Annotated in this window: 10 protein-coding genes; 2 read left to right on the top strand and 8 right to left on the bottom strand. The window is 72.3% G+C overall.

The window, feature by feature from the left end; translation table 11 throughout:
- Positions 1–96: 96 nt before the first annotated feature.
- The 5 genes from ACIRPX_RS09050 to ACIRPX_RS09030 all read right to left on the bottom strand — a co-directional run bounded on the left by ACIRPX_RS09050 (position 97) and on the right by ACIRPX_RS09030 (position 7,365).
- Positions 97–1,431: a wax ester/triacylglycerol synthase family O-acyltransferase gene (locus tag ACIRPX_RS09050; RefSeq protein ID WP_404190436.1), complete on the bottom strand. Its 1,335-nt coding sequence runs from the start codon at positions 1,429–1,431 to the stop codon at positions 97–99.
- A 146-nt stretch (positions 1,432–1,577) separates the two neighbouring features.
- Positions 1,578–3,908: a GH92 family glycosyl hydrolase gene (locus tag ACIRPX_RS09045; protein WP_404190433.1), complete on the bottom strand. Its 2,331-nt coding sequence runs from the start codon at positions 3,906–3,908 to the stop codon at positions 1,578–1,580.
- 130 nt (positions 3,909–4,038) lie between these two features.
- Positions 4,039–5,259 carry a glucose-1-phosphate adenylyltransferase gene (gene glgC, locus ACIRPX_RS09040; protein ID WP_404190431.1) on the bottom strand — a complete coding sequence of 407 codons (1,221 nt, stop codon included), beginning with the start codon at positions 5,257–5,259 and terminating at the stop codon, positions 4,039–4,041.
- Positions 5,260–5,383: 124 nt separating this feature from the next.
- A complete protein-coding gene (gene glgA, locus ACIRPX_RS09035; protein ID WP_404191193.1) occupies positions 5,384–6,541 on the bottom strand; it encodes a glycogen synthase in 1,158 nt (385 codons plus the stop codon).
- A gap of 38 nt (positions 6,542–6,579) precedes the next feature.
- Positions 6,580–7,365 carry a (2Fe-2S)-binding protein gene (locus tag ACIRPX_RS09030; protein ID WP_404190428.1) on the bottom strand — a complete coding sequence of 262 codons (786 nt, stop codon included), beginning with the start codon at positions 7,363–7,365 and terminating at the stop codon, positions 6,580–6,582.
- Between the two features lie 254 nt (positions 7,366–7,619).
- Here ACIRPX_RS09030 and ACIRPX_RS09025 point away from each other — a divergent pair, with 254 nt between their 5' ends.
- Positions 7,620–8,765 (top strand): DMT family transporter, encoded by a 1,146-nt coding sequence (locus ACIRPX_RS09025; protein WP_404190426.1) that lies wholly within the window; start codon positions 7,620–7,622, stop codon positions 8,763–8,765.
- Here the strand turns inward: ACIRPX_RS09025 and ACIRPX_RS09020 are convergent.
- Positions 8,755–9,942, bottom strand: a complete 1,188-nt coding sequence (locus ACIRPX_RS09020) for a transglycosylase family protein (protein ID WP_404190424.1) — start codon at positions 9,940–9,942, stop codon at positions 8,755–8,757. The genes ACIRPX_RS09025 and ACIRPX_RS09020 overlap by 11 nt on opposite strands.
- A gap of 280 nt (positions 9,943–10,222) precedes the next feature.
- Here ACIRPX_RS09020 and gndA point away from each other — a divergent pair, with 280 nt between their 5' ends.
- The gene (gene gndA / locus ACIRPX_RS09015; protein ID WP_404190421.1) at positions 10,223–11,662 is read left to right on the top strand and encodes an NADP-dependent phosphogluconate dehydrogenase; all 1,440 of its coding nucleotides are present in this window, start codon (positions 10,223–10,225) and stop codon (positions 11,660–11,662) included.
- 917 nt (positions 11,663–12,579) lie between these two features.
- Here gndA and ACIRPX_RS09010 read toward each other — a convergent pair.
- Together ACIRPX_RS09010 and panD are read right to left on the bottom strand one after the other, a co-directional pair.
- Entirely contained in the window at positions 12,580–12,933 is a 354-nt protein-coding gene (locus ACIRPX_RS09010) for a GNAT family N-acetyltransferase (protein WP_404190418.1), read from the bottom strand.
- 30 nt (positions 12,934–12,963) lie between these two features.
- A complete protein-coding gene (panD, locus tag ACIRPX_RS09005; protein ID WP_404190416.1) occupies positions 12,964–13,383 on the bottom strand; it encodes an aspartate 1-decarboxylase in 420 nt (139 codons plus the stop codon).
- Positions 13,384–13,533 lie beyond the last annotated feature (150 nt).

Below are 13,533 nucleotides of genomic sequence, written 5' to 3'. Positions count from 1 at the left end.
GCCGTTCCCTGGTCTTCCTCGCGGCGCTCCGGTCGCGCCCGCTTTCGAACGGCGAATTTTAACGGAGCGCCGGACCGGTCCACCAAACCCGGACCCTCAGGAGCCGCAGGCGGTGATCAGGGCCTGTACCTCCTCGGTGAGGGCGGCGGCCAGCACGTCCAGGTCGGGTACCGCCTTGGCGTCGGCGACCAGGCCGTAGTGGACCCGGCCGCGGTAGGTGGAGACCGCCACCGCCAGCGACTGGCCGCGGGCCAGCGGGGCGAAGGGGTAGACCTCGGTGACCGGGTTGCCGCCGAGCTTCAGGCCGATGCCGGGCAGCGGCACGCTGGTGACCAGGATGTCGAACCACAGCCGGGCGGCCTGGCTGACCAGCGGTCCGCCGAGCCGGTGGCCGAGCGCGGGCACGTGGTCGGCGAGCAGGGCGACGGCACCCGCGCCGCGGTTGGGGCCGGCGTCCTTGTTGCGGTCCATCGCGGTGCGGACCGCGTCGAACCGGCCGAGCGGGTCGGGGTCGTCCACGGGGAGCCGTATCAGGTAGCCGGAGAGCCGGTTGCCCTGCGGGTGGGCGGTGCGCGGGCGGCGCTTGGAGACGGGGATGAGCGCGCGGGGCGCGACGCCGTCGCTGCCGTCGCCGCGCTCGTCGAGCCAGCGGCGCAGGGCGCCGGCGACGACGGCGATCAGGACGTCGTTGACCGTGCCGCCCTGGGTCTTGCGCACGCGCTGCACGTCGTCGAGGTCGATGACGACGCCCGCGGTGCGGCGGGTGCCGGTGGCCTCGGAGGTGAACGCCGACGAGGAGCGCATGCCGAGGCTGGAGACGGCCACGGAGGCGCCGATGTCGAGGGCGCGGCCCACGTCGGACAGCGCGCCCCGGACCAGGCCGGGCAGCCTGCGCACGTCGGGCAGCAGGCCGCGCCGGGGCTCCTCGGGGCGGGGCCTGCGCTCCGGCAGGTCCATCGGGTCCAGGACGGCGGCGGCGAGCGTCAGCGCCCGCAGGCCGTCGGCCAGGGCGTGGTGGAACTTGAAGAGCACCGCGAAGGAGGCGCCGTCCTCGCCCGGCAGCACATGGGCCTCCCACGGCGGACGGCCGCGCACCAGCGAGCGCTCCATGAGCCGGCCGGCCTCGGCGTGGAAGTCGGCGGTGGGCGCGTGCAGCACGACGTGGTTGAGCGGGTCGAAGCCGGGGTCGGGCTCACGGCTGGCGCTGCCGAAGGACATCGGCCTGAGCGGCGAGGGCTGCCACAGGTCCCGGATCCGCATCCGCAGTCCGGGGACCGCCGCGGCCCGCGAGGCGAGCAGGTCGGCGGCGTGGGCGCCGGCCGTGGGCGAGTGCGCCGAGAACACCCCGAGGGCGCCCAGGTGCATGGGGTGCTCGGCGGACTCGATGTTCCAGAACGCCAGGTCGAGTGGAGCGAGCAGGTCAGTGGTCAATGGCTTGCCTCACGTCGACGGACGGGTGAGCCAGCAGTCAACCTCTCCGGGGAGATTACGGTCAAGTACGATCAGGCTACGCACAGTTAACAGCAGATTAAGTCCCGTCCCCCTGTTGAGGGACGGGACTCATGTGACTCCTGAGGTCAATTCAGCGCCGGTGGCGCCGCCTTCGGTGACGTACCCCACTCGGACGGCTGCGGGCCGACCGTGAAGTCGAGCGAGCGCAGGGAGCGCAGCGAACCGGTCGTCAGATAGGTCCGGTCGTAGGTCTTCCCGTCCGTCCGGGCCGACTGGACGTACCGGTCGGTCCCGGAGGTGCCCCGCGCGGTGATCGTCAGGGAGCCGTGCGGGTAGTAGCGCCGGTCCAGGGTGAGGTCGACACGGTCGAAGACCGGCGTGGACAGCCCCCAGGTGTCGTAGCCGGGCTGCACCGGGAAGACGCCGATCGACGACAGCACGTTCCAGGCGGACATGGTGCCGAGGTCGTCGTTGCCGGTCATGCCGGTCGGCGTGTCCGTGAACAGGGTCAGCGCCGCGTGCACGACGTCGGTCGTCTTCCACGGCTGCCCGGTGGACAGGTAGGTGTACGGGGCGATGAGGTCGGGTTCGTTCTGCGGGTTGTACTTGTCGGCGTTGTAGTAGTCGTAGGGCCCGTTGACCCACACCTCGCGGGCCGTCCTCGCGGGGTCGGCCAGCAGCTGGTCGTAGGCGAAGAACGAGTCCAGCCGGTCGTTCGCGGCCCGCTCGCCGCCGATCAGGGAGACCATGCCCGGCAGGTCCTGCGGCACCAGCCACTGGTACTGCCAGGACGTGCCCTCGTGGAAGCCCTCGCTCCGCGCCGGGTCGGCCGGGCCGGTGAAGGCGCCGGAGGCGTCACGGGCGCGGAAGAAGCCGGTCGAGGGGTCGAAGACGTGGCGGTAGCTCTGGGCACGGGCGGCGTAGCGTACGGCGTCGGCGCGGTGCCCGAGCTCGCGGGCCATCTGGGCGAGCATGGCGTCCGACAGGGCGTACTCCAGGGTCGCCGAGGCGCCGTGGTCGTAGTCCGAGTCGCCGGGCTTCACGTGCGGGCGGTCCTTGATGTACGGCGCGAAGCCCTCGGCGATGTACTCCTCGTTCGCCTCCCGGCCCACCGCGGGCGAGTCCGCGGGCGGCACCCCGTCGGCGTTCCGCTTCAGGGCGCGGTACGCCCGCTCCTCGTAGCCCCGCAGCAGGCCCTGCTGGTAGGCGTTGGTCAGGAACGGGGTGACCGGGTCACCGGTCATGATGTTCGTCTCGACGGTGCCGTAGCCCCACTTGGGCAGCCAGCCGCTCTCCTCGGAGATCTTGATCACCGAGATCGCCATGTCGCGGGCCTCGCGCGGCGCGAGCAGCGACAGCAGCTGCGACTGGGTGCGGTAGGTGTCCCACAGCGACCAGTTCTGGTAGTACGTGAAGCCCCTGGTCCGGTGGATCCGCTGGTCCCAGCCGGTGTAGCGGCCGTCGGCGTCGCTGCCGACGTTCGGCGCCAGGAAGGACCGGTACAGCGACGAGTAGAAGGTCCGCCGCAGACCGTCGTCACCGCCCCGCGCGCGCACGTCGTCCAGACGGTCCTCCCACGCCCGGTCCGCCCCGCGGCGTACGGCGTCGAAGGAACGGCCGCCCTCGGCACGGAGGTTGAGCGCGGCACCGTGCGCGTCGACGTACGACAGGGCCGTGGTCGCCTCGACCGTGCGGTCCTCGGTGGTGTCGAAGCGGACGTAGGCGCCGCCGGAGCCGGTCTTCGCGCCCGCGGTCACCGTCGAGCCGTCCCAGGTGCCGTACGTGGTGAAGGGACGGTCGAATCGGGTGATCGTGTAGACGGTGTACGGCTTGGTGTCCTGGCAGAAGCCGCGGCCGGTGATGGCCGTGCGCACGGTGCGGCTGTCCAGGACCTCGACCTTGGAGGACACCCCGGTGTGCAGCGACTGGGCCGCGTTGAGCAGGACGTTGGCCTTGTCGGTGGCCGGGAAGGTGTAGCGCTGTACGCCGGTGCGCGCGGTCGCGGTGAGTTCGGCCCGGATGCCGGTCCTCAGGCCGACCTCGTAGTAGCCGGGGCTCGCCTTCTCGTCGTCGTGGCCGAACCCGGCCGCGTACGTCGCGTAGTCCGTCTGCGTGACGTCACCCGTCGTCGGCAGCACCGGCAGGTCTCCGCCCAGACCGCAGCCGACACCGGACAGATGGACCAGGGAGAAGCCGCGGATGTGGTCCTGCGCGTAGTCGTAACCGGTGTTGTGGCCCGTGTCCGGCGAGAACTGCACCATGCCGAAGGGCACGGCCGCGCCGGGATAGGTGTTGCCCTCGTTCTCGGTCCCGATGAACGGGTTCACCAGGCCGGTGAGGTGGGTGGCACCCGGAGCGGCGGCCTGGGCGGCGGCGGGGACGCTCGTCGGGCCGGCCGCGCCGAGCAGCAGGGCGAGTAACAGCGCCGGCCGGCGTCTGCGGCGGGGGAAGTGCACGGAACCTCCCATAACAACGTTGTCATGAACAGCAGTTGGCATGACAACACGGATTCCGCTTCCCCGTCCAGGGACATGACAAGTCAGAAGGGCCGAGGGCCGCCACCCGCCGCGGGTGGCGGCCCTGTGTCTACGACACCACCTGTCCCTTGCCCAGCGCGATCACCCCGCCCTTGGAGACGGTGTAGAGCTCCGCGTCCCGCTCCGGGTTGACCCCGATCGTGGCGCCCGGGGGCACCTCGACGTTCTTGTCGAGGACCGCTCCGCGCACCACCGCGCCGCGTCCGATGTGGACGTTGTCGTGCAGGATCGAGCCCTGGACGACGGCCCCGGGGTCGACGCGGACGCCGGGCGACAGGACGGAGCGGGTGACCTGGCCGCGGATGAGGCAGCCCGCGCTGATGATGGACTCGCTGGCCATCCCGCCCGCGTTGAAGCGGGCCGGGGAGAGCTGGTTGGAGTGGGTGTAGATGGGCCACTGCCGGTTGTAGAGGTTGAAGGCGGGCCGCTCGGCGATCAGGTCCATGTGGGCGTCGTAGTACGCGTCCATCGTGCCCACGTCGCGCCAGTAGCCCTGGTCGCGGGTGGTCTCGCCGGGCACGTGGTTGGCGCTGAAGTCGTAGAGCTGCGCCTCGCCGCGGTCGGTGAGCTGGGGCAGGATCGAACCGCCCATGTCGTGGACGGAGTCCCCGTCCTCGGCGTCCCGCTGGAGCGCCTCGATGAGCGCCTTGGTGGTGAAGATGTAGTTGCCCATGGAGGCGAAGACGCAGTCCGGGTCGTCCGCCAGGCCGGGCGGGTCGGCGGGCTTCTCCAGGAAGCGCTCGACCGACAGGCCGTCCGTGCCCGGGGAGATCACGCCGAACTGCGAGGACTCCGAGCGCGGGACCCGGATGCCGGCGACCGTGACACCCGCGCCGCTCTCGATGTGCTGGGCGAGCATCTGGCGCGGGTCCATGCGGTACACGTGGTCGGCACCGAACACCGCGACGTACTCGGGCCCCTCGTCGTAGACGAGGTTCAGGGACTGCAGGATGGCGTCCGCGCTGCCCAGGTACCAGCGCGGGCCGAGCCGCTGCTGGGCCGGGACCGGCGTGACGTAGTTGCCGAGCAGGCTGGACATCCGCCAGGTGGTGGTGATGTGCCGGTCCAGCGAGTGCGACTTGTACTGCGTGAGGACGCAGACGCGCAGGATGTCGCCGTTGACGAGGTTGGACAGGACGAAGTCGACGAGGCGGTACGTGCCGCCGAAGGTGACCGCTGGTTTGGCGCGGTCCGCGGTCAGGGGCATCAGGCGTTTGCCTTCTCCGCCCGCCAGCACGATCCCGAGCACCGAAGGTCCGCCACGACGCATGACCGCTCCCCTCACCGTGGATGATCCATGCTTGCCCCTGCCCAGGGCGGTGTAAGCCTGTTCGAACAACTACCGCCGTTCTGTTCATCCAGTCCTGTTCGAGGCGTCCAGTCCTGTGCGGGGGTCACCTCTGGTCCGGTTTGAGGACCTCCTCGTACAGACGCACCGTGCGGCGGGCCACCGCGTCCCAGCCGAACTCCTCCACCGCGCGCTCCCGGCCGGCCTCGCCCATCCGCCGGGCGGTCTCCGGGTCGCCGATCACGGAGTCCAGGGCCTGCGCGAGGGAGTCCTCGAAGCCCTCGTCCACGTCGACGAGCAGACCGGTACGGCCGTCGTCGACGACCTCGGGGATGCCGCCCACCCGGGAGGCCACGACGGGCGTCCCGCAGGCCATGGCCTCGAGGTTGACGATGCCGAGCGGTTCGTAGACCGACGGGCAGACGAACGCCGCCGCGTGCGTCAGCAGCTGGATCACCTCGGGGCGCGGCAGCATCTGCGGGATCCAGTGCACGCCTTCGCGCGTGCGGCTGAGGTCCTCGTACAGCTCACGGAACTCCCGGTCGATCTCCGGTGTGTCGGGCGCCCCCGCGCACAGCACGACCTGCGCCGACGGGTCGATGTCCCGCACCGCGCGCAGCAGATGGGGCACACCCTTCTGCCGGGTGATGCGGCCGACGAACAGGACGAAGGGGCGCTTGGTGTCCAGGCCGATGCGCTCCAGCACGTCGGTGCCGTGGTCGGGGCGGTACAGCGTGGTGTCGATGCCGTTGTGCACGATGTGGACCCGGGCGGGCTCCAGCGCCGGGTAGCAGCCGAGGATGTCCTCGCGCATGGCGCCGGAGACGGCGATCACCGCGTCGGCGGACTCGATCGCGGTGCGCTCGGCCCAGCTGGACAGCGCGTATCCGCCACCGAGCTGTTCGGCCTTCCAGGGCCGCAGGGGCTCCAGCGAGTGCGCGGTCATCACGTGCGGGATGCCGTACAGCATCTTGGCGAGGTGGCCGCCGAGGTTGGCGTACCAGGTGTGGGAGTGCACGAGTTCGCGGCCTTCGACAGCCGCCGTCATCGCGAGGTCGACGGAGAAGGTGCGCAGCGCGTCGTTGGCGGTGTCCAGGGCGGCCCAGGGGCGGTGGCGCACGACGCCCACGCCGCGGCCCTCGCCCCAGCAGTGCACCTCCAGATCGACCAGGGAGCTCAGCTCCCGGGCGAGGAACTCCACGTGGACGCCCGCGCCGCCGTAGACGTCCGGCGGGTACTCCCGGGTCAGCAGTCCCACTCGCACCCGCAACCCCCAGCTCTCGGCGACCGGTTCCCTCATGGTCACCCAGATGCGTCGCGTGCGGAAGAGCGCGGCGGCCGGAGGAAGCAACAGTCGCCGCACACACCTCCGCCGGGCACGCGGTAGTAGAGGCAGCAGCTGCGGCGCCGGAAGGCGGTTCCGGTGAGGGTGCCGGTGGCGGACAGCAGGGGGTGGCCGAGGAGTTGGGCGGTCAGGGCGCGGGTGCGCAGGGCGGAGCCGTCCCGGCCGTGCCGGACCGCCCACTGCTCCAGCTGCCGGGCGGCGCCCGCCAGCGCCGAGGCCGCGTTGCCCCGCAGCAGGCCGGCCGCGATGCGGTGGCGGGCGCGCAGGGCCGCCGCCAGCGGCTCGAGATGGCCGACCAGCACGGTGTCCGCGACGCTCGCGGCGTGGGCGGGCAGCGCGCGGACCTCGGACAGCCACAGGTCGTCGGGGGCGGTGGCGCCGGGGTCCCAGTGCAGCAGCGCGGGATCGAGGTCGGGGACACGGTCGCAGAGGACGGCGCAGCCCAGCGTCACCGACCACAGACGGGCCGCGAGTCCCAGGTGGGCCACGGAGGCGGCGATCCGCGCCTCGGGGGCGCGCAGGGTCCGGGCGACCTTTTCGACCCGAAAAGTAATAGGATCTGATTGAGTGCCGGGTTCCGCGGCCGATCCGGCGGCCGGTTCAGTCCCGGGTCCGGCACCGGAGGACTGGTCCCCGTACGCGCGGGCGAGCGTCGGCAACGGCCCCTGCGGCGCCGCGCCGGTGCGCAGTGCGAAGAAGCCGCCGAGCGGTTCGAGGGCGGTGAGATCCTGGTCGAGCTCCACGAAGGGCAGTAGTACCCGATCCGCGAAAAGCAGTGGATCCCCGGGGGGTCCAGGGGTTCCCCTTGGGGGGTCTCCACCCGTTGTCGCCCACCTTGGGGAGGACGGCGCCCGATTCGTACTCCATCGGCAGTAGGACCCATTGACTGCTCAGGGACGACGACGGGAAGAGATCGACACGGCATCGTGTTGCACATGAAGGCCGACCGTTCGCCGCGCGGGGCGCACCGCCCCCGCCACACGCAGAGGAGCAGCTCATGAGTGCCCTCGCGTTGTCCGTCCTGCTGTCGCTCGTCTCCGCCGTGGCGTACGCGGGCGGGGCGATCGTGCAGGAGCACGTGGCGGTGTCCTCCGGCCAGCAGTACGCGCCGCTGCGCCGGCCCACCTGGTGGGCCGCGGTGGCGCTCAACGGCCTGGGCGGGCTGCTCCACGTGGTGGCGCTGGCGTACGGACCCCTCAGCCTGGTGCAGCCGCTCGGCGCGCTGACGATCGTGTTCGCGCTGCCGATGGCGGCGCTGTTCGTGGGCCGCAAGGCCGGTGCCACCGCCTGGCGGGGCGCGATCATGGCGACCGTGGGCCTGGCCGGTCTGCTCTCCCTGGTGGGCGCCTCCGAGTCGCAGTCGCTGTCCACGGCCCAGCGGATCGCCGTGGCGGTCGTCTCCGGCGGTGCCGTCGTGGCACTGATGGTCGCGGGCCGGGCCGCGCACCGGCACCCGGCGGTGCGCAGCATGCTCATCGCCACCGCGTCCGGCATAGCGTTCGGCATGTCCTCCGTGTTCACCAAGACCGTCGCGGTCGACTGGACCGGCGGCGTGTCCGCGGCGGACCTGCCCTTCCTGGCCGTGATCGGCGTCTTCGCCACGGCCGGCATGCTGCTGTCCCAGGCCTCCTACCGCGGCGCCGGTCTCGCGGCCCCGCTGGCCACGCTGACCGTCGTGAACCCGGTGGTCGCGGCCGCCGTCGGCATCACGATGTTCGGCGAGACCTTCCGCTACGGCACGACGGGCACCGCGCTGGCGCTCAGCTGCGGCGTGGTGGCGGCGGGTGGCCTGATCCTGCTGACGACGGAGCGCATCGCGCGCACCGCCGCCGAGAGCGCGCCGGAGCCCCAGGCGCTGCCGGAACCGGTGGAGCCCGTGGAGCCCGCGGCCGCGGGACCTGCCGGGCGGCCCACGTCCGTCGAGGAGCTGCTCGCCACGATCCCGGAGCAGCCGGCGGACGTGCCGCACGAGGAGGCGCTGGTCCCCGCCCAGGCGGGCCCGGCCGTCTTCGCGGTGGCCTACGACCGGGACGAAGCCCCGGCGGCCGACCCGGCCCGCTACCGCTTCTACGGCCCCTTCTACGGCGGCTCGTACGTCCCGATGCCGGATGTCGACCGGCATCGCGAACGCGTCAAATCCTGACGCCCCCGGCCCTGAGATAGGCCACAGGGTCGATGTCGGAACCGAAACCGGGCCCCGTCCGCACCTCGAAGTGCAGATGCGGGCCCGTGGCGTTGCCGGTCGCACCGGAGCGGCCGATGCGCTGCCCGCCGCCGACGCCCTGGCCCGCCTTCACGGAGATCGCCGACAGATGGGCGTACTGGCTGTAGCGGCCGTCGGCGTGCCGGATGACCACCTGGTAGCCGTAGGAGCCGCCCCAGCCGGAGGAGACGACCCGGCCCGCGGCGATCGCCTTGACGGTCGTGCCGGTGGGGACGGGGAAGTCGACACCGGTGTGGTAGCCCTTGGACCAGGAGGAGCCGGCCTCGTGGTAGGGGGTGCCGGTGGATCCGGGGACCGGGGCGACGAGCGGGTGGCTGCCGGTGCCGGCCTTCTTCTCGGTGGCCGACGACGCCTTCTGCGGCGTGGTCCGGTGGCCCTTGGAGGGCGCGGAGTGCGCGGAGGAGGTGTCGCTCGTCCCGGTCGTGCGCGGGGCGGCGGTCCTGCCGTGCAGGTTCAGCCGCTGGCCCGGCAGGATCAGGTCGGGGTCCGCGCCGATCGTTGCGCGGTTCGCGGCGTACAGCCGGTGCCAGCCGCCGTGCACGTGCTCCGTCTCGGCGATCTCGGAGAGGCTGTCCCCGCGCACCACGGTGTACATCTCCGCGCTGCCCGCCCGCGACTGGGGCGTCCGGTGCGGCTGCACGTCCTGCACCGAGGTCTTCCTGGCGCCGGTGCCGGCGCTCCGGGTGCCCGCGCCGGGGTGGACGTCCGCGGTGGGGCCGCCGCGGGTCAGTCCCGCCTTGACGGAGCACACCGGCCAGGCGTGCGGCCCCTGTCCGTCCAGGACCTTCTCGGCCACCGCGATCTGCTGGTCCTTGCCGGCCAGATCCGCTCGCGCGGCGTACGTCGTGCCGCCGTACGCCTCCCAGGTGGACTGGGTGAACTGGAGTCCGCCGTAGAAGCCGTTGCCGGTGTTGATGCTCCAGTTGCCGGTCGACTCGCAGGCGGCGACCTTGTTCCAGGTGGACACGTCGGCGGCATGGGCGGTGCCGGTGCCGATCAGCGGGATCGCCATGCCGGCGCCGCCGGCGGTGACGGTGAGTGAGGCACGGTTGATCCTGTTCGGCTGATACCGGCGGTGCCGGCCGCGTAGGGCCATGAAGATCCCCCTCGACATGCGTCAGGAGGGCCAAAAGTAAGCGCCGCGAACAGGCCATGACAAGGCGGCAATCGGCCGCTCTGAACACACAAGCACCCAGACATTCACGCCAGTTGCACGCCGGCTGAGGCACGTGGGGCCGGTGGTGCGTATCTGCCTGCGGCGCGTCGGCCACCCCGGACATGCGCCCTGCGTACCGGCAAGTCAGGATGGTCGGTGGGGCGATACTGACGGGCACGACCGGCTACCACCGACAACGGATCCTTAGGAGCCATACCGAATGAGCACTTCAGCCCAGATCGGCGTCACGGGACTGGCGGTCATGGGCCGCAACCTCGCCCGTAACTTCGCGCGCAACGGCTACACGGTCGCCTTGCACAACCGGACGGCGGCGCGTACGCACGCCCTGGTCGAGGAGTTCGGGCACGAGGGCGACTTCGTCGCGGCCGAGACCGCCAAGGAGTTCGTGGCGGCGCTGGAGCGGCCGCGGCGCCTGGTCATCATGGTCAAGGCCGGTGAGCCCACCGACGCGGTGATCCACGAGTTCGCGCCGCTGCTGGAGCCCGGCGACATGATCATCGACGGTGGCAACGCGCACTTCGCCGACACCCGCCGCCGGGAGCGCGAACTGCGCGAGCAGGGCATCCACTTCGTCGGCATGGGGGTCTCCGGCGGCGAGGAGGGCGCGCTCAACGGCCCGAGCATCATGCCGGGCGGCCCCAAGGAGTCCTACGACTCGCTCGGCCCGATGCTGGAGAAGATCTCGGCGAAGGCGAAGGACGGCTCACCCTGCGTGACGCACGTCGGTCCCGACGGCGCCGGCCACTTCGTGAAGATGGTCCACAACGGCATCGAGTACGCCGACATGCAGCTGATCGGCGAGGCGTACCAGCTTCTGCGTGACGTCGCCGGGTACTCCCCCGCGCAGATCGCCGAGATCTTCCGCACCTGGAACACGGGCCGTCTCGACTCCTATCTGATCGAGATCACCGCCGAGGTGCTGTCCCATGTGGACGCCGCGACCGGCAAGCCGTTCGTGGACGTGGTGACGGACCAGGCGGAGCAGAAGGGCACCGGCCGCTGGACCGTGCAGATCGCCCTCGACCTCGGCGTCCCGGTCTCCGGCATCGCGGAGGCGGTCTTCGCCCGCTCCCTGTCCGGGCACGCGGCCCTGCGCGAGGCGTCCCGCAACCTGGCCGGCCCCAAGGCGACCCCCCTCTCCGAGTCCGAGGCCGCGGCCTTCGCCGACCGCGTGGAGCAGGCGCTGTACGCGTCGAAGATCGTCTCCTACACGCAGGGCTTCCACGAGGTCCAGGCCGGCAGCGACGAGTACGACTGGGACATCGACCTGGGCGCGGTCTCCGCGATCTGGCGCGGCGGCTGCATCATCCGCGCGGCCTTCCTGGACCGTATCCGCGCCGCCTACGACGCCCGCGCCGAACTGCCCAGCCTGCTGTCCGACGACGCCTTCGCCCAGGAGATCGCGGCCGCGCAGGACGACTGGCGCGAGGTGCTGATCGCCGCGACCCGCCAGGGCGTGCCGACGCCGGGCTTCGCGGCGGCGCTGGCGTACTACGACGCGCTGCGCGCCGAGCGGCTGCCCGCGGCGCTGACACAGGGGCAGCGGGACTTCTTCGGGGCGCACACGTATCGGCGGGTGGACCAGGACGGCTCGTTCCACACGCTGTGGGGTGGGGACCGCTCCGAGGTGTCCGCCTAGGTTCCGCGACGGCGCGGGGACATTCCTCGGCGGCTGATCACGCGGTTCCCTCGCCTCTTGAAGGGGCGTTTCTTGAAGGGGCCTTGCGGTGGGCGGTGTTCGCACACTCGCCCACCGCCTGCGTCATCGGTCCGTCTACCTCAGCGGCGGACCCGGTTCCGGATTCGGGACCGGCTCCGGGCCCGGGGGGACCGGGGACGGTGAGGGGTCCGGGGGCGGGGTGGGGACCGGCGGCGAGGGGGGCTGCGGCGGCGGAGTGGGCTCCGGGCCCGGGGGCTGCGGAGTCGGGACCGGTGAGGGGTACGGGTCGGGTGGCTGCGGGTCCGGGCCGCCGGGCGTGGGTCCCGGTGGTACGGGCTCGGGGTACGGGTCGGTCATGGGGTCCTCCGGCCAGTCGGTCGACGTCGGCTCTGGACTACTCCCCGCGTACCCGACGCCCGGCCCGCCACTCACCCGCCCGGGGACGGCGACGGCCCCGGGCGGCCCTGCCGCGGGCCGTCGCGTGCCGTCTCGGCTGCCCGTCGCCGGGCCCGGCCAGGGGCTCGGCGGCACCGGCACCGTGGTCTTCGTGAGGTGTGCGGCCGGAGCCATGGAGCCCCGGGCAAGGACGGTCGCGCCGGTGCCGGCGGCCGAGCCGATCGCGGCCGCCGCACGGCGGGCGCGTTCGTCGTCGGTGTGGCCGGCCTCGAAACGCTCCCAGGCACCCTCGACGAGGGGGTGCGTACCCGGGCGGGGAGCCCTGCGGCTCCGGCCTCCTCCCGGATCAGTGACGCCGTGGGGCCGTGGAGGCCGTGGGGCCGTGGGGCCGTGGGGCCCAGGATGCTCCGCTCCCGGCAACTGCCTTGACCGGTGCAGCGGCCGGCTCGTCCGCCACCGCCACCCGGCCCCCGCGGCGGGCCCGGACGTTCTGCCGGGGCTCAGAAGCGGCCCGGGTGCTCCACCAGCCAGTGCTTCGCCGCGCGCAGCAGCCGAGGGTCGGCCGCCGGGGCCTCGTCGGGGTGGCGTTCGGCCCACTTGACGACGTACGGGCACAGGGGGGCGACGACGATGCCCTCGCGCGCGGCGAGGGCGTACAGCTCACGGGCCAGCGAGCCCGCGATGCCCTTTCCCTCGTGGGCCGGCTCGACGATGGTGTGCACGGGGACCAGGGCGCGCGCGGGCGATGCGAGGACGAAGTACTCGATGTGGCCGACGACTTCACCGTCCGTGCCCCCGCCGGTCGCCTCCAGGCGACCGGCGGCCCGGTCGTCGCGGATCTCGATCTCGCTCATCGGCACGCTCCTGGTCCGAGGGGGTGAGGATCAGGCCGGGACGGCCTGCGGGCTGCGCTCTTGGTCCGAGCCCGGCACCGGCTCGGACAGGTCGGCGCCCAGGGCCACGATGCGGTTGTCGCGGTCCACGTGCACGACCCGGGGTTCGAGTGCCCTGGCCTCGGCGTCGCTCACCTGAGCGTAGCTGATGATGATCACCAGGTCGCCGGGGTGGACGAGATGCGCGGCGGCGCCGTTGATCCCGATCACGCCCGACCCCCGCTCGCCTTCGATGACGTACGTCTCCAGACGCGAGCCGTTGGTGATGTCCACGATGTGCACCAGCTCGCCGGGCAGCAGGTCGGCGGCGTCGAGCAGCTCGGCGTCGATCGTCACGGAGCCGACGTAGTGCAGGTCGGCCTGGGTGACGGTGGCACGGTGGATCTTGGACTTGAACATGGTACGCAGCACGAGGACTCCCGGTTCGTCTGCTCCCTGCCTGCGTGTGCAGGTCAAGGGCGGTCCTCGGAGGCTACCCCGGATCGCTTGGCCGGTCAGCCGCCGTCGGGTGTTCCGGGACTCACATTGACGTGCCGCGGAAACCGGCCTCGCGCGCCGCGG

Origin of the sequence: Streptomyces sp. NPDC101225, from assembly GCF_044767585.1 — a bacterium.
GTDB lineage: Bacteria > Actinomycetota > Actinomycetes > Streptomycetales > Streptomycetaceae > Streptomyces.
Note: the sequence above shows the minus strand (reverse complement) of the source record. Positions and strands in the feature narration are given on the sequence as shown.

Excerpts from the sequence above, each read along its gene's own strand:
- ACIRPX_RS09025 (WP_404190426.1), top strand. The coding sequence starts at position 7,620 with ATGAGTGCCCTCGCGTTGTCCGTCCTGCTGTCGCTCGTCTCCGCCGTG.
- ACIRPX_RS09020 (WP_404190424.1), bottom strand. The coding sequence starts at position 9,942 with ATGGCCCTACGCGGCCGGCACCGCCGGTATCAGCCGAACAGGATCAAC.
- ACIRPX_RS09010 (WP_404190418.1), bottom strand. The coding sequence starts at position 12,933 with ATGAGCGAGATCGAGATCCGCGACGACCGGGCCGCCGGTCGCCTGGAG.
- glgC (WP_404190431.1), bottom strand. The coding sequence starts at position 5,259 with ATGCGTCGTGGCGGACCTTCGGTGCTCGGGATCGTGCTGGCGGGCGGA.
- gndA (WP_404190421.1), top strand. The coding sequence starts at position 10,223 with ATGAGCACTTCAGCCCAGATCGGCGTCACGGGACTGGCGGTCATGGGC.